This is a genomic window from Klebsiella aerogenes, from assembly GCA_029027985.1.
Lineage (GTDB): Bacteria > Pseudomonadota > Gammaproteobacteria > Enterobacterales > Enterobacteriaceae > Klebsiella > Klebsiella aerogenes_A.
This window is the reverse complement of the sequence record CP119076.1, coordinates 731,419-751,764: the sequence shown is the minus strand read 5'-3', so window position 1 is coordinate 751,764 and position 20,346 is coordinate 731,419. Positions and strand designations below refer to the sequence as shown.

Below are 20,346 nucleotides of genomic sequence, written 5' to 3'. Positions count from 1 at the left end.
TACAGCGGGTAACCCGGATAAGGCGCGCCACGCGCCGCTATCCGGGGTCATTCCCCGGCACAGACCCGGGCTATAACGTTAATTCTTCAGCACATAGCCATACAGCCGCTTAATCCCATCGGCATCCGTTTCGCTATAGACCCCCTGCAGCTCCGGCGAGAAGCCCGGCAGCATATTGACGCCCTCTTCCAGCGCGAGGAAATAGCGTAACACCGCGCCGCCCCAGATCTCGCCCGGCACCACGCACAGTACGCCCGGCGGATACGGCAGCGCCCCTTCCGCCGCGATACGGCCTTCGGCATCACTGAGACGCACCAGCTCAACGTTGCCGCGGATAAATTCGCGGTTGGCGTCCTGTGGGTTCATCACCACTGGCGGGAAGCTTTCCTTGCGGAACATCGCCTTCTGCAGATCTTTGACATCAAAACTCACATACAGGTCGTGCATCTCCTGACACAGCTGACGGATGGTGTAATCGCGGTAGCGAACCGGGTACTTGTTGTAGATGGTCGGCAGCACTTCGGCAAGCGGCGAATCCGCATCGATATGCTGTTCGAACTGAGCGAGCATCGCCACCAGCTGCGTCAGTTTTTCCGCGCTTTCCGCCGGGGTCAGCAGGAATAGAATCGAATTAAGGTCGCACTTCTCCGGCACAATGCCGTTCTCACGCAGATAGTGCGCCAGAATAGTGGCCGGGATGCCGAAGTCCGTGTAATCGCCACTATCGGCATCAATGCCTGGCGTGGTAAGCAGCAGTTTGCACGGGTCGACAAAATACTGGTCGCCGGCATAACCGGCAAAGCCGTGCCAGCGTGCCCCCGGTTCAAAACTGAAGAAACGGCGTTCGCTGGCGATAGTCGCAGTCGGATGATCCTGCCACGGTTTTCCCGCCACCATCGGCGGCACGAACGGGCGCATCATCCGGCATTGCGTCAGTATCGCTTTACGCGCCTCAATACCGAGCTCAACACACTCCGCCCACAGCCGACGCCCGCTCTCCCCTTCGTGGATTTTGGCGTTAACATCCAGCGACGCGAACAGTGGATAAAATGGGCTGGTAGAGGCATGCAGCATAAAGGCGTTATTCAGCCGTTTATGCGGGCAGAAGCGCGCCTGGCCGCGCAGGTGGTTATCTTTCTTATGGATTTGCGAGGTTTGTGAGAACCCAGCCTGCTGCTTATGCACGGATTGCGTGACAAAAATGCCCGGGTCGTCGGCATTGAGATCCAGCAGCAGCGGCGAGCAATCGGCCATCATCGGGATAAACTGCTCATAGCCGACCCACGCCGAGTCGAACAGGATGTAGTCGCAGAGATGGCCGATTTTATCGACCACCTGACGCGCGTTGTACACCGTGCCGTCATAGGTGCCCAGTTGGATCACCGCCAGGCGGAACGGGCGTGGCGCATCTGCTTTTTCCGCCGCCGCTTCGCGGATCAGCTCGCGCAGGTAGGCTTCATCAAAGCAGTGATCATCAATCCCGCCGATAAAGCCAAACGGGTTGCGCGCGGCCTCCAGATAGACCGGCGTCGCCCCGGCCTGAATCAACGCCCCGTGGTGGTTCGACTTATGGTTGTTGCGGTCGAATAGCACCAGATCGCCGCGAGTCAGCAGCGCATTGGTTACCACCTTGTTCGCCGCTGAAGTCCCGTTCAGCACAAAGTAGGTTTTGTCGGCATTGAAGACCTTTGCCGCAAACTTCTGCGCGTGCTTCGCCGATCCTTCATGGATGAGCAAATCGCCCAGTTTAACGTCAGCGTTGCACATGTCGGCGCGAAAGACGTTCTCGCCGAAAAACTCGAAGAACTGGCGGCCAGCCGGGTGCTTTTTGAAAAACGCGCCATGCTGGTGACCGGGACAGGCGAAGGTGCTGTTGTCCATCTCAACGTACTGGCTGAGGGTATTGAAAAACGGCGGCAGCAGCTTCTCTTCATAGCTGCAGGCGGCTGCTTCCAACTCCAGCCACTCCTGCTCTTTGCCGCTGATGACCGCAACGACCCCATCCGGTTTATCCGTTTGCGTTTCACTAAAAAGATAGACCGGCAGATTAAATCCGCTGCGTTTGAGCAGAGCCAGAATGCCGCTGCGGCTATCTGCTGCGGTGATAACGACCGCCGCCGTATTGGTAAAGTCGGTGCTGTCCAGCGCCAGCACCTGGCGATGGGTGGACAGACGGGATACCAGCTCGCAGCTGGCGGCAATGTGCATGGATTTCATAAGCGCAAATGCCCGTATCGGGAGTGTAAAAATCTCAGGCCAAGGTGGCGCCTGGCCCAACGATGTGTCCGGGTCTGACTGAATTCAGCTCCGACCGCCGGACATCAGTAAAAGCAGACGCGTCCGATCTTACTGTTGTCCTACAGTGAGCATACGTGGCCTTCACCGCATGGTGAACAGGGGAAATGAGGATCGAGGCAAACCGCGTAGCGATACGCAGCGGCAACGGCGATGTAATAGCCATGTTGTCATCCCGGCGGCCTCAGGGTTAAAGAGGTGAAAATCCGCGCAATCATGGCACCTTTCACAAAGTGGCGCAAGATGAAATCCATATGCACTCACTCCACGTATTCGCAAGCCTTTGCGGCGAAATAACGTCATAATAATGCAGACATCAGGAATAATTAACAGGAGTTTACTTTGGTTATAGGGCCATTTATTAACGCCAGCGCGGTGCTTGTCGGCGGCGTGCTGGGCGCGCTGCTGAGCCAACGATTGCCGGAACGGATCCGCACCTCGATGACCTCTATTTTTGGGTTGGCCTCATTGGGTATCGGCATATTGCTGGTGATCAAATGCGCCAACCTGCCGGTGATGGTGCTGTCGACGTTGGTGGGCGCGCTGCTCGGCGAAGTGTGCAATATGGAGAAAGGTATCAATACGCTGGTGAGCAAGCTCCAGCAACTGCTGTCGCCAAAGGGCAAGAAAAAGGCGTCGGCTCATGAGTCTTATATTCAGAGCTACGTGGCGATTATCGTGCTGTTCTGCGCCAGCGGCACCGGGATATTCGGCGCCATGCGCGAAGGGATGACCGGCGATGCCAGCATTCTTATCGCCAAAGCGTTTCTCGACTTTTTCACCGCCACCATTTTCGCCTGTACGCTGGGGCTGGCAGTCTCGGCGATTTGCGTGCCGATGTTGCTGATTCAGCTCGCCCTGGCGGCCTGCGCCTCGCTGATTATGCCGCTGACCACGCCGATGATGATGGCCGACTTCAGCGCCGTCGGCGGAATGTTGCTGGTGGCGACTGGCCTGCGCATCTGCGGGATCAAAATGTTCGCGGTGGTCAATATGCTCCCCGCCCTGCTACTGGCAATGCCGATTTCGGTAGCGTGGACGACCTTTTTTGCCTGATGACGCGTGCTTTTAGCGCAAAGTGGTGATAGATTGTTCAGTCTGCTGCGAAATGTATAAATTTCGTTGACGAGGCGCGGTGAATCAGGTTTAATGCGCCCCGTTGCCCGGATAGCTCAGTCGGTAGAGCAGGGGATTGAAAATCCCCGTGTCCTTGGTTCGATTCCGAGTCCGGGCACCACTAATTTAAAGAAACCAGCCTACGGGCTGGTTTTTTGCTTTTCTACAGCCGGACTCTTCATCGAACTACGTTCGATTATTCGCCGCCAGCGGCTCACCCCTACGGGGCCAGCGCGACAAGCGCGCTGTTCAACGCCTACGGCGTTAGTCCGAGTCCGGGCACCAAATTCATATCAACGGACCTCCACGGAGGTCCGTTTTTGCATTCTGCACCCGCCAAAATACGCACCTCGCGAATCATCCGTTTCCACTGAACCCCATCGAATTCCACCTGCATCAAGTCTCTTGTGCGGGTACATATCAGGGTATAGTCTGGTTCAATAAACTTCTGTACCCTCATCCAACATCAGGAACCTAGCAATGTAAGTATCCCGCATAATCGTGCCATTCACATTTAGAGATCCTCCGGCATAATCAATCTGCCAACAAAGGAGATCGCTATGCGTAAAGCCCGTTTTACTGAGCATCAGATCATTGCCGTAATTAAATCGGTTGAATCCGGACGAACCGTTAAAGATGTCTGCCGGGAGGCCGGTATTTCTGAAGCCACCTACTATAACTGGAAGTCCAGATACGGCGGCATGGAAGCTTCTGATATTAAAAAGATCAAGGATCTTGAGGACGAGAACCGGCGTCTCAAACAGATGCTTGCCGACCTGAGCCTTGAGAACCGGGCGCTGAAAGACGTTATCGAAAAAAAGCTTTAAAACCAGCCTTTAAGCGTGAGCTGGTCACTCATCTGATAACGACGTTCGGACTCAGTATCCGTCAGGCCTGCCGGAGTCTGAACCTGAGCAGAACGGTTTACCATTACCGTCCGGATACCACGCGTGACGAACCCGTTATTGTCGCGTTGCAGGCAGTGGCAGAGCGATACCCACGATACGGTTTTCCAAAACTTTTCCAGGTTTTGCGGCGGCAGGGATACCCGTGGAATCACAAAAGGATCCATCGTATTTATTGTCTGCTGAAGCTGAATTTTCGCCGTAAGGGCAAACAGCAGTTGCCGGTGCGTAAGCCCTCACCACTGGCCATACCGGAAGCGGCTGGTCTGTCGATTTTATGCATGATGCATTGGTCTGTGGCCGTCGTTTTCGCACGTTCAATGTCGTTGATGACTTTAACCGTGAGGCGTTGTCGATTGAAATCGATCTGAATCTGCCAGCTCTGCGCGTGGTCCGTGTACTCGACAGGATCGCTTCAAATCGCGGCTATCCGGCCATGCTACGCATGGATAATGGTCCGGAATTTATCTCACTGGCACTGGCTGAATGGGCAGAGAAACATGCAGTAAAACTGGAGTTTATCCAGCCGGGTAAGCCGACGCAGAACGCTTTTATTGAGCGCTTTAACCGAACATACCGTACAGAAATACTCGATTTTTATCTGTTCAGAACGCTGAATGAAGTGCGGGAAATCACGGACAAATGGTTGTCAGAATATAACTGTGAACGCCCGCATGAATCGCTGAACAATATGACACCGGAGGAATACCGGCAGCACCATTATTTGGCCGGGATCTCAAAAAATGCATGGAGCTAAAATGGGTCTATTTACACCATCACACCTACCACAGCCGCGTTAAAGCTGATAAACGACCTGCTGCAGAATGCCCATGTTAGACTGATCCAATACCCGTTCATCCCACCCCATTTCTGAGCTGGAAACCGCCACACTCCAGGTCGAATTTTCGCCCCGCGGCAGAATTTTGGCTCTGATATCGTGGTTTATGTTGATAAAGTCCTGGGTGACCAGATGTTCTATCGGGGTTAGGTTTGCGCGTACCACCTGGCTTCCTGAACCGGCCACAAAACGTAACGGATGTGAACTCATTTCATTAGTGAGCGCCGTTTTTGCTTTTGTCTTATCCGAAGAGACCTTATTGTTGAGGCTCACAAAGAAGTCATTCAGTTTGTTTCTGAGCTTGGCAATAGATTTTACCGTTTCAAGAAAGTCTTTATTCGTCGCAACCTGTACATCTGAAAAGTTATTACGCAACAACGCCATCGCACCGGCAGCTAAGCCTGTCGCACCGACGGAGGATAAAGCATAACGGGCCGCTACGCCCGAAAGCGATGCGCCAGCCTGTGAAGCGGCGATGGCGGCGGTACCCGCGCCGAAAGAAGCCAACCCGCCAATACCTGCCAGTATTTTACCCGCGACGTCGTAATAGCTTTTTGTCTGATCCCGGTAAACGTTACCGCCATAACCATACATATGCGCCGGCGCTGTTTTGAAGCGATCAAAAAATTCGGCATGATTACTCATGGTGGCATTACGACGACTGCCCCCCGTCAACGATTCCAGCTCGTACTCTTCGTCGCGTCGCCTTCTGGCCGGCTCTTTACTGGCAGAAAGCAACTGCTCATAAGTATTCATAATCGTGCGATCCTGGGCAGTTTCAAACTGGCTCAGGGTTCCTTTATCCAGTTCATTGACGAATGAAATAATAATATCCAACTGGTCTGCGTCAAAACGGGAATGATCGGAGAGAACCGCATCTATCTCGGAGGTAATATCTGGCATCGCAGGATCTCCAACGTCGATTAAATTTCTTTATTCTGTTTGATATCCCAGCCAGATTTAGTTTCTGCCCCTTTCGTCCCCTGAGAAGACTGCTCCCAATAATGCAGATTGACTTTCGACGCCTGGAACAGGTAATTCACCATAATAGTATCGGTATGGCCCACACCGCTAAAACTGGTTTTCGTCACAAGAACATCTTCAAGAACAACACGCGAATACTCAATTTGCGAGCCGCCGGCTTTACAAATTGACAGTTCGACTTTATCGACATGCTTGCCGCTGGCGCAAAACTTGAGGATCGCGGGCGTTGCTTTATCTATTAATGCTTGTACCGCAAGGTCCTGGAAATTCACTTTACCTGCGCCACCACCGCCGCCAACGCTCATATTCCCAGGCTGTTCGGCCGCCCAGTTAAATGACAACACATCAATCCAGTTTTTATGATTTGAGTCGTTAGATTCGCCGGTTACACCATCCACTTTCAGATACATATCAATAGCCATAACAATCCCTATATCGCATGTTGTAAGAAAAGGTGATTCGCCCTTATAAACTAGAGTAAATCCTGGAGATTTAAATGAATAAATCATGACATAATAAAAACCAGGAATAATCTCACTACCACCTTGTTAATAACCCTGAAAAACAACATGCTAAAATAGATGGAAAATATATTGTTTTTAAATTAAAACAAATAGTTATCAATAGAAAACCATTAAACAAACAGGGGTAACCTTCATGCGCTCTATTTTATATATCTATAGGTTATGGTATCGCATATATTCTCTCTGACCATCGCGCCCCCCCTATTATTAATAGGTTATGCCTCCTCCAACAATGCGATGTTCACCTTAACGACCACTTTTTTAATTTCCTGCGACGATGTCGCAATACATCCAGGCTTGTGTGGTTCTCCGGGCATAAATATCGCGAAACTTCCTGGTTGTAGCGTAATGGTCTGCTCATTTTCAATCACATGGCAAAGCTGATAATCCTCTGCAATATACCTTTCTTCACACTGTCGCGCAGAGTCAACCGTTCCCCACAGAATACGTTCTTCACCGCTCAGCAAAAGCTGGATATCAGCATACTGCGCATGTTGTTCCGATTTTTTACTTTCCGCAGACTGCGTGGTCAATATCATCACATTCATAAAAATATCGCTGCCGCGCAGCTCGAAACGCCCCGGAGATTTATCCTGTGGGCGAGAAACTAACGCCAGCGTCAAGGCCTCGGCCAAAACGGGATGTAACCCGGCAGAAGCCAATGACTGAATATCACCTGCTAACATAAGCTGTCTCCCTGCGCGAGTAACGCGGCTCCCAGTAACCCAGCGTCATGTCGGTAATGCGCCGGTTGCAATATCACCTGATATACCACCGGCTCCCGCGCAAGGTAGGTTTCCACCAACCCCAGGTAGCCTTCCGCCAGGCCAATACTGCCGCCGACCACCACCCGCTGGCAATCTGTTGTCGCTTTCACATCGGCGATTAATCTCGCCAACGTTTGAGCCGAACGGTGGATAAGCCCAACCGCCTGTTCATTACCCTGCCCTGCGCGGATGAAGATCGCTTTCGCATCACATCCGCTGAGTTCCCCCCGCGCTGCCGCGGCCATCCCGCGCCCGGAGGCGATGGCTTCCGCACAACCACGACGGCCACAACCGCATATCGGGCCATTCGGATCGGCCAACGTATGGCCCAAATGACCGGCAAGCCCGCCATTTCCGGTGAGGAGCCGACCATCGCTCACTACACCGCCCCCCACGCCAGTGGAGACGGTGATGAAAACCATGTCGCGGCAATCATCCCCCAGGTTATGGTATTCCGCCCACGCCGCAGCCTGCGCATCGTTAACCGCCAACGCGGGCAGGCCGGTTATTTTTTCCAGCGTCTCCGTCAACGGGAAATGCAGCAGCCCGCCCAGATTATGCGGGTTGATGGCCTGCAGCACGCCGCAGCTGATAATACCGGTAGAGGCGATTGCCACACGTTGCGCCTGAGAAAACAACGGCATAACCAGCGCCTGCAACGCCGCTCGTAGCGCCTCCGGCGCTTTGCTGGCGGGCGTCGGAAGCTCACGACGTTCAAGGAGATTCAGGCGATCATCCACCAACGCGGCAGCGAGTTTAGTTCCACCGAGGTCAATCGCAAGCGTCGTCATGACACCGCCTTTTTTAACGCCGAGTTATACCACTGACAGATATGCTCAAGACGGGTGATGGCGGAGCCAACGGTCACGGCCCATGCACCCTGGCGCATCGCGCTTGCCGCCTGTGAAGGGGTGTTGTAGCGCCCTTCCGCGATAACCCGGCACCCGGCCTCGCTTAATGCTTTCACCAGAGATAAATCCGGTTCTTCCGGCGTTTCCGCCGTGGTGTAACCAGAAAGCGTCGTCCCAATAATATCGGCCCCCAATTGCTGGCACGCCATACCCTCTTCATAGGTTGAGCAGTCGACCATTGCCAGTAAGGCGTGCTCGCGGATTCGCGCCAGCAGCGACGCAACGGTAGCCGGACGCACGCGGTCGGTACCATCCACGGCGATGATATCGGCCCCGCCTTGCGCCAGCGCATCAACGTCATCCAGGAAAGGCGTAATACGGACCGGCGACGCTTCGAGGTCGCGTTTGAGAATACCAATGATAGGAATGGAAACGACGGCGCGAGTCGCGCGTAAATTCTCCACGCCTTCAATACGTAGCGCGACCGCCCCTGCCTGCTCCGCCGCCAGAGCCATCGCGGCGACAATCTCCGGTTTATCCAGCGGACTATGGGGTACAGGCTGGCAGGAAACAATCAAACCACCAGATTGCGCAATTTTCTGGTTAAGACGTTCAAGTAACGACATCATCACATCCTTAGGCAAGCGCCCGGTATTGACCGGGCTCCGGGTTAATTTTTACTTTTCGCAAATGCACTTTTGCCGCTGCCAAACGGCAGCGCGCCGCTGAATGGTTTACCGTCGATCGCATCATGAGTGCGCATCGCTTCCGGGCGGATCCAGCGCTGGACACGGGTTGGCATGTCGAGCCCAATCAGGAGGATCACGACGAACGTCAGGCTAAAGGAGAGCGACCCCAGCGCCGTGCCTAAATCCAGACGTTGAGCAATCAGCGCGCCGAGAATCGGCGCTAATGCGCCGCCCAGCGCGCCAACGTTGTAAGTAAACCCCAATCCCGCTGCACGTTGATCTGTCTCGAAATATCCCCCGATCAGTTTCGGTAAGATCCCTGAGATCCCCTGCCCCAGCATCTGCTGGAAGAAAAGTAGCAAACCCAGCACCCAGACATTTGTGCCGCCAATCGCAAATACCGGAATGATCAGCAATTGCGAAGCCAGCAGACTGCAAACATAAGCTTTACGGGTTCCCAGCCAGTCGCCAAGGAAGCCGCCGACGCAGCAGCCAACGGCAGCCCCAAAGCCGCTGAAAAACAAGACATTGGCTACAGTGTGCGGATCATAGGCCAGTTCCGTCTTCAGATAGGTAGGAAGCAGCGCCTGAATCGGCCAGGAGTAGAGGAAAGCGAAGAGCACCACGACCATCAGCATGACGCCGGTCGGCCAGCGTTTACCACTGCTTTGCACCATAAAACTGATGAAGATGATGGCGCACACCAGACCAAGCAACGCGACCAGTCCGGCGATACGCGCTTCGCCTGCAAAGCAGTACCACAGCGACGCGCCGGCCACGCCAGTCATGATGATGTTCATCACCCGATGCGGGCCGCGATAAAGAATATCGACCATCGTACGTACCGGCGCTTTGCCTGCGTGCTTCTCTTTCCAGTCTTCCGCTTCCGGGATGTTTTTACGCAGCCAGAGCGCGAAAACGATGGGGACAATGCCGATGAAAAAGAGCGCACGCCAGCCCCAGACGGGCACCACCAGACTATAGACCTGCGCAGCAACCACAGCGCCCACAGAGAAACCGGAGATCAGGAAGCCGCTGGCTTTGTTTCGGAGATGTTTCGGCCAACTTTCAATAACATAAGTGGCGCTGGAGCCATACTCACCCGCCATGCCCATCCCAATGATCAGACGAGCAATAAAGAGCGAGGTGTAGCCTGGCGCAAAGCCGCAGGCGAGCGTTCCCACCGAAAAGAGGATAATGCTGGTCACCATCGCCAGACGGCGACCATAGCGATCCCCCATGGCACCGAGCATCAGGCCGCCAAACCAGCGGGAGATAAAGGCAGCGGAAATCAGGCTTGCCGCCTGTACGGTCGTTAAACCAAATTCCCCCTGGACTTCGGTGAGCACCAGGGCGATTAAGACAAAATCAAAACCATCAAGCAAATACCCTAACCAGGCGGCGGAAAATGCGCGCCACTGCGCCCGATTAAGATGACGATACCACGGGATATTCTGGGTTGTTGTACTCATGGTGAGTCTCCCGCGATGGGCTGAGCCCACACGCTTTGGTATGAATTGAATATCGTTGTTGCCGGATAACGCCCGCTGCGGATGCCTGGCTAAGCCCGTCATCGGAAGCGCCGTTCATGACGTATCCGGCGAGAAATCAGCCGCGCTCCTGCATTAACTGCTGCGCCAGCGCTTTCAATTCTGCCTGGAATTTATCGTCAACCGGGGCAAACGGTTTACGACAGAGTGGTACGGAGAGCACATCCATATAGTGCAGCACTGTTTTCAGTCCACGGAATACGCCCACCTTGACCAACAGATCGATGACCTTATTACATTCCTGCTGCAGTTGCTGCGCCTTCGCGGTGTCGCCCGCTTTCAGCGCCTGCGCAATCCCCAGGTAACGCCAGGCCATAATGTTGTAGGTACTGCCAATCCCGCCGTCAGCGCCCGCCAGTAATCCGGAGGCGAAAATTTCATCATAGCCGTTGTAGAGCACCAGATCCGGATGCGCGCGGCGGATCTGTTCCATCTGATAAAGATCGCCAGAGGTCTGCTTCAACGCGCCAACCCCTGGTAATGTCACCAGATGGTTGATCTGATCCAACGTCAGTTTTACCCCGCTCAGCGCCGGAATGTTGTAGACCACCATCGGTATTCCATCGGCAGAATCGATAATGGCGCGGTAGTGATCGCAGTGTTCTTCAAAACTGAACGGGTAGTAAAAAGGCGTGACCGCAGAGACGGCGTCAAAGCCGTAGCGTTGCGCCGCTGCCGCCAGTTGTTGGCTTTCCGCCGTGCTGACACAGCCGACATGGGCAATCAGAGTGAGTTTCCCTTTGCCCTCTTCCGCTACGATTTCAAGGACTTCTTCGCGCTCGGACAAGCTCTGAACAAATGCCTCTCCGGTTGATCCGCCGACATATAGCCCATCAACGCCCTGTTCAATATTGAAACGCACCAACCGCCGCAGGCTTGCTTGATCAATGTTCTGCTGCGCGTCAAATGGCGTCAGAAGCGCGGGCATCACGCCACGTAAATTGCTAACCATACCTACCTCGTAGTGATGTTTAATTGATTAACTGTGTACCTTTATACCTGTTATACCAGATCAATTTTAAAGCAGTACAATACGGAAAGCTTATTGTGCGATCGAGTTCACTAAACCGATCGCAATGTGGGGATCACTTGCGGTTTTTTTTGGTTTTGCCTAAGGCATGCCAGGTAGCGGAAACACTATTGAGGTGGGTTTGCAGCGCACGGTCGGCTTCATCCGGATCGTGAGCGCGAATAGCATTGAATATCGCGATATGTTCTTGAAAACTTACGCTGTTATGCTGATGGAGCTCTTGCTCTGACACTGTCGGGCGCGCGGCGATGAGCCAGTCAAGCAAAGCGACATGGGTCGCCATAAAGATCGGATTACCGGGGATCTCCGCCAGCACCCGATGGAAATCGACGTCTGAGCGAATAAATTGCGCGTTGTCATCCAGCGACTGACCGTTGATTTCCAGCGCTTTGCTCAATAACGCAATCTGCTCATCCGTGGCGTTCTCGGCCGCGTAGCGCACCAGGCTCGATTCGAAAAAAAGGCGTAGCTGCTCGAAGTGCGCAATACCGCCAGGCGCGGAGAGGAAATCTTTCGCCAGGCCGGAAAGCTCGGAAATAATGGTGTCCGCCGACGGTCGCGAGACCCTCGCACGTTCGCCGTTGTTGATTTGTACCAGGCCCTTACGCTTCAGCGCAGCCAGCGCTTCACGCACCGATGGACGCCCGACGTTAAAGAATGCCATCAGCTCACGCTCAGAGGGAAGCTGCCCCCCTTCACCAAACTCGCCGCGACGAATCATCTGCTCCAACTCTTCTTCCACCATCTCAGACAACTTTTTGCGCGCCAGCGGGCGTCGGCGCAGGCTGTTGCCGATAGTTTCCTGGGTGTCATCTGACGAGTGATCGAACGCGCTCATAAGTATCGTTTAACCTGGAAAAAAGAGAAAAAGTTTCGCTTTTTCATCATATCACAAATCATACCCGGGTAATGAAGAGCGGCAAGCCACCGCTTTCCTGAATAAAAAACAACCGATTGGTCTTTGCTCCGGGATAGCATCATCACTTACTTCAACCCGTCACTCCTCTCCAACACACTCTCCTGCGATTTATCCTATAAGCGTTTTCCCTCTCCATTAAGTTTTTACTAATCGTTGCAATCTGTAAATGATATTGGTAATTATTCTCATTAGCATTTGCATTGGTGATTTATCTGGCAAGGTATACCGAGGCCGTAAGGGAACGAGCATCGCCTGAACAACGGCGCTTTTCCCCTTACCGACCCGCGAAGGCGAAGCCATCAGGATGATGCGGCACGGTGTCTTCAGGAATCACGGACATCGCCCGGCGCGTTGACCGGCCTCTCACCCGGCAAATGCGGCCTAAAACGCCGCCGTGGCAGTGCGGCGGCGCGTCAGGCCGTTCATCAGGACAATGACGCGCAAGCGTTAATGGAAGTCGGGACAGGGAATTCCCGATTCGTCCGCGCGCGCTACGGATTTACCGCCTGCGATAGGGTCGCCGGCGTTGCCGTGCGCCGCGCTGACGAAACTAAAAAATGGCGCAGCGCCAGGCTCAGCCGGGTTAACGATAGTTAACGTCGCGCTGGCCGGCATATTGACTGCGTCGACTTCCTGAATTAGTTCGTCAAGCGGAGAGGGATTTTCTCATGCGTATTTTGTTTGTTGGCCCGCCACTCTATGGGCTGCTGTATCCGGTGCTGTCTTTGGCACAGGCATTTCGCGTTAACGGTCATGAAGTGCTGATCGCCAGTAGCGGTAAATTCGCCCAAAAAGCGGCCGAGGCAGGGCTGGTGGTGTTTGATGCCGCGCCCGGCTTCGATTCGGAAGCCGATTATCGCCGCCGCGAGGCGCAGCGAAAGGAAAGTAATATTGGCACCAAAATGGGCAACTTCTCGTTCTTTAGCGAAGAGATGGCCGATCAGTTGGTGGAGTTTGCTGGACACTGGCGGCCCGATCTTATCGTCTACCCTCCCCTTGGAGTCGTCGGGCCGCTGATTGCCGCCAAATACGGCATCCCGGTGGTGATGCAAACCGTCGGCTTCGGCCACACCCCCTGGCATATCAAAGGCGTGACGCGCTCGCTCGCCGACGCCTACCGTCGCCACGGCGTCGAAGCTCCGCCGCAGGATATGGCGTGGATCGACGTAACGCCGCCGAGTATGAGCATCCTGCAAAACGACGGCGAACCGATCATTCCCATGCAATACGTGCCGTATAACGGCGGCGCGGTATGGGAGGAATGGTGGGAACGCACGCCCGGCCGCAAACGGCTGCTGGTCAGCCTCGGTACCGTCAAACCGATGGTCGATGGCCTCGATCTGATTTCCTGGGTGATGGATTCCGCCAGCGAGGTCGATGCCGAGATTATTCTGCATCTTTCCGCCAATGCGCGATCCGATCTGCGATCGCTGCCGTCAAACGTTCGCCTGGTTGACTGGATCCCGATGGGCGCCTTCCTCAACGGCGCCGATGGTTTTATCCATCACGGCGGCGCGGGAAACACCCTGACGGCGCTACACGCGGGTATTCCGCAGATCGTATTCGGCCAGGGCGCCGATCGCCCCGTGAATGCCCGCGCGGTGGTCGATCGCGGCTGCGGGATCATCCCCGGCGACGGCGGTCTGTCGAGCAGCATGATCAATGCTTTCCTCGACGATCGCGCATTACGTACGGCCTCTGAAGAGGTGGCGGCGGAAATGGCGGCGCAGGCCTGCCCAACCGAAGTGGCGAAAAAGCTCGCCGCAATGGTGCAAAGCAGGTAACGGCCGCCGTGGCGGATCTCATCTTTAAATTGACGGAGGAGGCTTAATGCCTGCGACTCACTCTCCCACGCCCGCGCGATCCTGGATAATCCGCCTGGCTCGCGTGTGCTGGGAACGTAAGAAACTTAGCGCCATCGTGGTGGTGGCGTCGGTGTCGACCATTCTGCTGGCCGCGCTGACGCCGCTACTGACGCGGCAGGCGGTAAACGATGCGCTGGCGGGTAATCCTACCCGCCTGCCGTGGCTGGCCTGCGGGCTACTGCTGATTGCCTTTTTTGATTTCATCGGTAACTACGTACGCCGCGGCTATGCTGGCGAGCTATCGTTATGGGTCCAGCACACCCTACGAGGACGCGCGTTCGACAGCATTCAAAAACTGGACGGCGCAGGCCAGGACGCGCTGCGTACCGGGCAGGTAATTTCGCGAACCAATAGCGATCTGCAGCAGATGCATACCTTGCTGCAAATGTCGCCGGTGCCGCTGGCGGTATTCACCTACTACATCGCCGGTATTGCGGTAATGCTGTGGATGTCGCCAGCCATGACGCTGATCGTGGTCTGCGTACTGGCGTGTCTTGCCATTACCGCGCTGCGCGCCCGCCGTCGGGTATTCGCACAGACGGGGCTGGCTTCAGACCAGCTGGCGAATCTGACCGAGCACATGCGCGAAGTTCTGGCGCAGATCTCAGTGGTGAAATCCTGCGTGGCGGAACTGCGCGAAACCCGCTGGCTGGATCGTCAGTCGCGGCAGATGGTGCGCGTGCGTATCGGTGCGGCCATCTCGCAGGCGATGCCCGGTGCGACGATGCTGGCGCTGCCGGTGCTCGGGCAAATCGTTCTTCTGTGCTATGGCGGCTGGTCGGTAATGCACGGGCGAATTGACCTCGGGACCTTCGTGGCCTTTGCCAGTTTCCTCGCCATGCTGACCGGGCCGACCCGCGTGCTGGCCTCGTTCCTGGTGATTGCCCAACGTACCCAGGCATCCGTAGAACGAGTCTTCGCCCTGATCGACACCCGTTCGCAAATGGTTGACGGTAGAGAAGCGCTCAATGGCCGCGTGACTGGCCTGGAACTGGAAAAAGTGAACTTCGATTATGGCAACGGCAACCGCATCCTGAGCGATGTGTCGTTTTCTCTGCAGACCGGTGAAACGGTGGCGGTGGTCGGCGCATCGGGATCGGGTAAATCGACACTGCTGATGCTGCTGGCGCGCTTTTACGATCCCAGCGCCGGTGATATTTGGCTTAACACCAGCGCCGGCCGGCAGAACCTTCGCGAGCTCAAACTGGAGGCGCTGCGTCGTCAGGTGGGAGTGGTATTTGAAGATGCATTCCTGTTTGCCGGTACGGTAGCGGAGAATATCGCCTACGGCCACCCCCAGGCGACGGCGGAAGATATTCGCCGCGCGGCGGCGGCGGCAGGCGCCAGCGAGTTTATCAACGCCTTACCAAAAGGCTTCGATACCCGGCTAACCGAGCGCGGTACGAACCTGTCTGGAGGGCAGCGCCAGCGCATCGCGTTGGCGCGGGCGCTGATTACCGCGCCGGAACTGCTGATTCTCGATGACACCACCTCTGCGGTAGATGCCGGTACCGAAGCGGAGATCAACGCCGCGCTGAGTCGTTACGCCGATGAACGGCACATGCTGCTGGTAATAGCCCGCCGCCGGGCGACGCTGCAGCTGGCCAGTCGAATTGTGGTGCTGGATAAAGGGCAAGTGGTGGACATCGGCAGCCAGGCAGAGCTTGAGTCTCGCTGCCCGGCGTTCCGCGCGCTGATGACCGGCGACGGCGATTTCCTCGAACCAAGCGCCAGCGGCTGCCACGATCTGTGGCCGACAACCCCAGCGGCACAGAACGATGAACCGCAAGCCTTGCCGGAAACTGACGGCAACGGTTTTGTCGCCCGCATGACCCGCATACCGGAACAGGCGGTGCAGCAGGCGCTGGCCGGCGAGGGGCGTAAATTTACCTCGCTGTTACGGCCGGTGGCGTGGATGTTCATCATCGCCGCCCTACTGATCGCGCTGGATTCCGCCGCCGGCGTCGGCGTGCTAATACTGCTGCAGCGCGGTATTGACTCGGGGGTCGCCGCTGGCGATATGGCGACTATCGGCATCTGCGCTCTGCTCGCTCTGTGCCTGGTGGCCATAAGCTGGTGCTGTTATTCACTACAGACGGTCTTCGCCGCCAGAGCGGCGGAGTCGGTTCAGCATACGGTACGCCTACGCAGCTTCGGCCATATGCTGCGCCTGGCCCTCCCCTGGCATGAAAAGCATGTCGATTCACGCCTGACCCGGATGACCGTTGATGTCGACTCCCTCGCCCGTTTTCTGCAAAACGGCCTTGCCGGCGCGGCCACCAGCCTGGTCACGATGTTCGCCATCGCCGCGGCCATGTTCTGGCTCGACCCTATACTGGCGCTGACGGCATTAAGCGCGGTGCCGGTAGTCGCGCTGGCGACCTGGATTTACCGTCGCCTGAGTTCGCCGGCCTATGCCCAGGCGCGCCTCGAAATCGGCAAAGTGAATAGCACTCTGCAGGAGAAAGTCTCCGGCCTGCGCGTCGTGCAATCGCACGGTCAGCAGGAGCAGGAGGCCGCCCGGCTGCGCGCATTATCGGATCGCTTCCGCGCCACCCGCGTACGCGCGCAGAAATACCTTGCGGTCTATTTCCCCTTCCTGACCTTCTGCACCGAGGCCTCCTATGCCGCCGTGCTGTTGGTCGGCGCCTCAAGGGTGGCCGAGGGTGAAATGACCGCCGGGGTACTGGCGGCGTTCTTCCTGTTGCTGGGACAGTTTTACGGCCCGGTACAGCAATTATCCGGGATTGTGGATTCCTTCCAGCAGGCGACGGCCAGCGGTAAACATATTGATGAACTGCTGGCGACCGACGATACGGAGAACGTCGAGCCCTCTTCCGCTCCGCCCGCCACGGGGGCATTACGGCTTGATGAAGTGACGTTCCGCTATCCCGGCAGCCCAGAGCCGGCGCTGGACAAGCTCACCCTAACCATCCCCGAAGGCACCGTCGTAGCGGTCGTTGGCCGCAGCGGCGCCGGGAAGTCGACATTGATTAAGCTTATCGCCGGACTGTATTCGCCCACCAGCGGGACCATCGGCATTGGCGAGCGGCAGATGACGGCGGCGACCCTTGCCGATTACCGTCGTCAGATTGGCCTGGTCGATCAGGATGTTGCGCTATTTAGCGGCGATATTGCGGAAAACATTCGTTATTCGCGGCCATCCAGCAGCCATGCTGAAGTTGAAATTGCTTCACGACGGGCAGGTCTGTTTGAGCTAATACGCCAATTGCCGCAGGGCTTCCGCACGCCGGTCAATAACGGCGGCGCGGATTTGTCCGCCGGACAACGTCAGCTGATTGCGCTGGCTCGCGCCCAGTTGGCGAATGCCCACGTCCTGCTTCTGGACGAAGCCACGTCGCGCCTCGATCGCCGATCGGAAGAGCGCTTAATGTCTTCGTTAACCGAAGTCGCCCACGCGGAGAATCGTTTGGCGTTAATCGTGGCACACCGCCTGACCACCGCTCAGCGCTGCGATCTGATAGCCGTTGTCGATAAGGGACGGCTCGCGGAATACGGTACTCACGAGCAATTGCTCAAGGCAGGCGGATTCTATACCCGCTTATGGCGCGACAGCGTCGGCCAGCCGGAAGGGCGTAGCCAACACGACATAACGGGAGAAATCGTGGGATAGTGATGGTAAGAGTTAGACCTTAATCAACACGCCTAAAGCGGCTGTTCGCGGAACAGCCGCTTTAGCTATTTTTACTGGTAGTATGATTTTTCAAAGAGATAGAATGTTCGATATGAATTCACATCCGCCGGTTTCAGCAGCTATCGCCGGCCTGCGCCGCCAGTTGGCTACCGCCAACATTACCGATCTTTCTCGTTTCTGGCAGCAGGCCGCATCGCTGCCGGTACCGCTAGTGACAACGGCTGACGGCGCTGCCGATGAACGTGAAGTCACTTTTTTGTGGCGCGCACGCCGTCTGCTGCAGGGCGTTTATCTGCGCTTGAACCGGGTAACCGACAAAGAACAGGTGGCAAAAGGGCTGATGACCCAGATTCCCGCAACGGATATCTGGACCCTGACGTTGCGCCTCCCGGCCAGCTACTGCGGTTCTTATTCGCTGGTAGAGATCCCGCCCGGCACGCCGGAAGAGATTGTTAACCAGCTAGGGAGCCGCTTTGCCGCCCTCGCCGGACAGGCCGATCCGCTCAACAAGACGCCGGGGATCGCCGTTCGCGACAGCGCGCAGGAGTCAGTCCTGGCGCTGGATAAGGCGCCCGCTCAATCCGAATGGCACGGAGGCCGCCATGCCGGAACCCTGCTAACCTCAGAGCGGGTCATTGCCGGGCAATCGCGGCGGGTGCGCCTGTACCTGCCCGCGGTTGAGGATTCACAGCCGCTCGGCATGGTGGTGCTGCCCGATGGCGAAACCTGGTTCGATCATCTTGGGGTGTGCGCGGCCATTGACGCTGCGATCGATAGTCGCCGCATCGTTCCCGTGGCGCTGCTGGGTATCGATAATATCAATGAACGCGAACGCACCCTGTTACTCGGCGGGCGCAGCGAACTGATACAGGATGTCGCGGAGCATCTCATCCCCGCCATTCGCCGCGAACAGCCACAACAGAAATGGGCGGATCGTTCGCGCACCGTGCTGGCCGGGCAGAGCCTCGGCGGCGTCAGCGCGCTGATGGCCGCCCGCCATGCGCCGGAAACCTTCGGTCTGGTGCTCAGCCACTCGCCTTCCATGTGGTGGACGCCGGATGGCGGCAGTCGGCCCCATTTATTTAGCGCCACCGATACTTCATGGGTCAGCGAACATGTGCTGGCCGCGCCGCCGCGCGATGTGCGTATTCGCCTGTGCGTAGGCTCACTGGAGGGTTCGACGGTGCCTCATGTCGAGCGGCTTCATCAGCAGCTACTGGCGGCCGGCGTCGAGAGTCATTGCGCTATTTACACCGGCGGGCATGATTACGCCTGGTGGCGCGGCGCCTTGCTTGACGGGCTCGGCTTACTGCAGGGCTGACTTGACCAACGAGCGCTTTCAGGCAACTGTATGTGCTTTCTGAATAACTAAAATTTACCTGCGGAAAAGGAATAATCATCGGATGTATGCCCGTGAGTCTCGCTCTACGCGCCCGCGCAAGGCGCTTTTTGCCGTTCTTTCTTGCCTCACCCTCGGTTATAGCGCTTCAGGCTTAGCAAAACCGGATATGCAGCCGCTGGGGCCCAATATCGCCGATAAGGGTTCGGCGTTTTACCACTTTAGCGTCAATCAGTTCGACTCCGCCGACGGCGCTCGCCACTATCGGGTATGGACCGCCGTGCCAAATAAAGCCGCACCGCCGACGGGCTATCCCGTGCTATACATGCTCGATGGTAATGCGGTAATGGATCGCCTGTCTGATGAGCTGCTCAAACAGCTGGCGGCACAATCGCCGCCGGTGATCGTCGCGATCGGCTATCAGACCAACTTGCCTTTCGATCTTAGCGGCCGGGCCTACGACTACACGCCAGCCGCGCAAGCGAACGGTAAAACCCATTCCGCTAGCGGGCGACCGGGGCGCAAAAGCGGCGGCATCGACGACTTCCGCCAGTTACTGGAAACGCATATTGCCGTTAAGGCGGAGCAAGGACTGCAGATCAACCCGCAGCGCCGCGGTCTGTGGGGCCACTCCTACGGCGGCCTGTTCGTGCTCGACTCCTGGCTGTCGTCCTCGTTCTTCCACGCTTATTACAGCGCCAGCCCGTCGCTGGGCCAGGATAACTTCGCCCTGCTGAGCCGGCTCACGGCGGCCAAACCTGCATCATACTGCGGCAAAAATCTGGCCATCATGGAAGGTTCTGCGACGCCGGGCGATAATCGGGCAACGCGCGCGGCCGAAGTGCTAACCAAAGTGCATGCCACCCTCGCCACGCTGCAGGAGAAAGGGGTTAATGCCGCCTTTTGGGATTTCCCGGGCCTCGGCCACGGGCCGATGTTCAACGCCTCGTACCGCAGCGCGCTGCTGGAAATGAGTCGCGAAAAAGCGCCGAACCAGCACCGCTGTCTTTAACCCCGCC

Annotated in this window: 15 protein-coding genes, 1 tRNA gene and 1 pseudogene; 7 read left to right on the top strand and 10 right to left on the bottom strand. The window is 56.5% G+C overall.

The genetic code is table 11. From position 1 onward, the window contains the following. Positions 1-78: 78 nt before the first annotated feature. A complete protein-coding gene (locus PYR66_03635; protein WEF28839.1) occupies positions 79-2,217 on the bottom strand; it encodes an ornithine decarboxylase in 2,139 nt (712 codons plus the stop codon). Between the two features lie 420 nt (positions 2,218-2,637). On the opposite strand from PYR66_03635, the gene PYR66_03630 reads away from it, so the two are divergent. The 3 genes and pseudogenes from PYR66_03630 to PYR66_03620 all read left to right on the top strand — a co-directional run bounded on the left by PYR66_03630 (position 2,638) and on the right by PYR66_03620 (position 5,073). Next, positions 2,638-3,351: a DUF554 domain-containing protein gene (locus PYR66_03630; GenBank protein ID WEF28838.1), complete on the top strand. Its 714-nt coding sequence runs from the start codon at positions 2,638-2,640 to the stop codon at positions 3,349-3,351. 105 nt (positions 3,352-3,456) lie between these two features. Continuing rightward, positions 3,457-3,532, top strand: a tRNA-Phe gene (locus PYR66_03625). A gap of 439 nt (positions 3,533-3,971) precedes the next feature. Next, positions 3,972-5,073 (top strand): annotated as a pseudogene (locus PYR66_03620) (IS3 family transposase). A gap of 39 nt (positions 5,074-5,112) precedes the next feature. Here PYR66_03620 and PYR66_03615 read toward each other — a convergent pair. The 9 genes from PYR66_03615 to PYR66_03575 form a co-directional block, all read right to left on the bottom strand. After that, positions 5,113-6,057 (bottom strand): transcriptional regulator, encoded by a 945-nt coding sequence (locus tag PYR66_03615; protein ID WEF28837.1) that lies wholly within the window; start codon positions 6,055-6,057, stop codon positions 5,113-5,115. A 20-nt stretch (positions 6,058-6,077) separates the two neighbouring features. Beyond that, positions 6,078-6,560 carry a type VI secretion system tube protein Hcp gene (locus tag PYR66_03610; GenBank protein WEF28836.1) on the bottom strand — a complete coding sequence of 161 codons (483 nt, stop codon included), beginning with the start codon at positions 6,558-6,560 and terminating at the stop codon, positions 6,078-6,080. 317 nt (positions 6,561-6,877) lie between these two features. Next, positions 6,878-7,348, bottom strand: coding sequence for an N-acetylneuraminate anomerase (gene nanQ / locus PYR66_03605; GenBank protein ID WEF28835.1), 471 nt, complete (start codon positions 7,346-7,348; stop codon positions 6,878-6,880). Beyond that, positions 7,342-8,220, bottom strand: a complete 879-nt coding sequence (locus tag PYR66_03600) for an N-acetylmannosamine kinase (GenBank protein ID WEF28834.1) — start codon at positions 8,218-8,220, stop codon at positions 7,342-7,344. Before PYR66_03600 ends, nanQ begins: the two co-directional genes overlap by 7 nt. After that, positions 8,217-8,906 carry an N-acetylmannosamine-6-phosphate 2-epimerase gene (locus PYR66_03595; protein ID WEF30346.1) on the bottom strand — a complete coding sequence of 230 codons (690 nt, stop codon included), beginning with the start codon at positions 8,904-8,906 and terminating at the stop codon, positions 8,217-8,219. The genes PYR66_03600 and PYR66_03595 overlap by 4 nt, the downstream gene beginning before the upstream one ends. Before the next feature lie 44 nt (positions 8,907-8,950). Beyond that, positions 8,951-10,441 (bottom strand): MFS transporter, encoded by a 1,491-nt coding sequence (locus PYR66_03590; protein ID WEF28833.1) that lies wholly within the window; start codon positions 10,439-10,441, stop codon positions 8,951-8,953. Between the two features lie 136 nt (positions 10,442-10,577). Further along, entirely contained in the window at positions 10,578-11,471 is an 894-nt protein-coding gene (gene nanA / locus PYR66_03585; GenBank protein ID WEF28832.1) for an N-acetylneuraminate lyase, read from the bottom strand. 133 nt (positions 11,472-11,604) lie between these two features. Then, positions 11,605-12,387: a transcriptional regulator NanR gene (gene nanR / locus PYR66_03580; GenBank protein WEF28831.1), complete on the bottom strand. Its 783-nt coding sequence runs from the start codon at positions 12,385-12,387 to the stop codon at positions 11,605-11,607. A 528-nt stretch (positions 12,388-12,915) separates the two neighbouring features. After that, positions 12,916-13,083 (bottom strand): hypothetical protein, encoded by a 168-nt coding sequence (locus tag PYR66_03575; GenBank protein ID WEF28830.1) that lies wholly within the window; start codon positions 13,081-13,083, stop codon positions 12,916-12,918. Positions 13,084-13,136: 53 nt separating this feature from the next. Between PYR66_03575 and iroB the strand changes: the two genes are divergently transcribed. From iroB to PYR66_03555, 4 genes are all read left to right on the top strand, one after another. Then, positions 13,137-14,252: a salmochelin biosynthesis C-glycosyltransferase IroB gene (gene iroB, locus PYR66_03570; protein WEF28829.1), complete on the top strand. Its 1,116-nt coding sequence runs from the start codon at positions 13,137-13,139 to the stop codon at positions 14,250-14,252. A gap of 46 nt (positions 14,253-14,298) precedes the next feature. Continuing rightward, positions 14,299-17,967: a salmochelin/enterobactin export ABC transporter IroC gene (gene iroC / locus PYR66_03565; GenBank protein ID WEF28828.1), complete on the top strand. Its 3,669-nt coding sequence runs from the start codon at positions 14,299-14,301 to the stop codon at positions 17,965-17,967. Between the two features lie 103 nt (positions 17,968-18,070). Next, the gene (locus tag PYR66_03560) at positions 18,071-19,309 is read left to right on the top strand and encodes an alpha/beta hydrolase-fold protein (GenBank protein WEF28827.1); all 1,239 of its coding nucleotides are present in this window, start codon (positions 18,071-18,073) and stop codon (positions 19,307-19,309) included. Between the two features lie 82 nt (positions 19,310-19,391). Next, positions 19,392-20,339, top strand: a complete 948-nt coding sequence (locus PYR66_03555) for an alpha/beta hydrolase (protein ID WEF28826.1) — start codon at positions 19,392-19,394, stop codon at positions 20,337-20,339. The last annotated feature ends 7 nt before the right edge of the window (positions 20,340-20,346 follow it).

Bases quoted from the DNA above. Each gene is read 5' to 3' on its own strand.
- iroC (WEF28828.1), top strand. From the start codon at position 14,299: ATGCCTGCGACTCACTCTCCCACGCCCGCGCGATCCTGGATAATCCGC.
- PYR66_03615 (WEF28837.1), bottom strand. From the start codon at position 6,057: ATGCCAGATATTACCTCCGAGATAGATGCGGTTCTCTCCGATCATTCC.
- PYR66_03610 (WEF28836.1), bottom strand. From the start codon at position 6,560: ATGGCTATTGATATGTATCTGAAAGTGGATGGTGTAACCGGCGAATCT.
- nanR (WEF28831.1), bottom strand. From the start codon at position 12,387: ATGAGCGCGTTCGATCACTCGTCAGATGACACCCAGGAAACTATCGGC.
- nanQ (WEF28835.1), bottom strand. From the start codon at position 7,348: ATGTTAGCAGGTGATATTCAGTCATTGGCTTCTGCCGGGTTACATCCC.
- PYR66_03560 (WEF28827.1), top strand. From the start codon at position 18,071: ATGTTCGATATGAATTCACATCCGCCGGTTTCAGCAGCTATCGCCGGC.
- PYR66_03575 (WEF28830.1), bottom strand. From the start codon at position 13,083: ATGCCGGCCAGCGCGACGTTAACTATCGTTAACCCGGCTGAGCCTGGC.
- iroB (WEF28829.1), top strand. From the start codon at position 13,137: ATGCGTATTTTGTTTGTTGGCCCGCCACTCTATGGGCTGCTGTATCCG.
- PYR66_03635 (WEF28839.1), bottom strand. From the start codon at position 2,217: ATGAAATCCATGCACATTGCCGCCAGCTGCGAGCTGGTATCCCGTCTG.
- PYR66_03595 (WEF30346.1), bottom strand. From the start codon at position 8,906: ATGTCGTTACTTGAACGTCTTAACCAGAAAATTGCGCAATCTGGTGGT.
- PYR66_03590 (WEF28833.1), bottom strand. From the start codon at position 10,441: ATGAGTACAACAACCCAGAATATCCCGTGGTATCGTCATCTTAATCGG.
- PYR66_03555 (WEF28826.1), top strand. From the start codon at position 19,392: ATGTATGCCCGTGAGTCTCGCTCTACGCGCCCGCGCAAGGCGCTTTTT.
- nanA (WEF28832.1), bottom strand. From the start codon at position 11,471: ATGGTTAGCAATTTACGTGGCGTGATGCCCGCGCTTCTGACGCCATTT.
- PYR66_03600 (WEF28834.1), bottom strand. From the start codon at position 8,220: ATGACGACGCTTGCGATTGACCTCGGTGGAACTAAACTCGCTGCCGCG.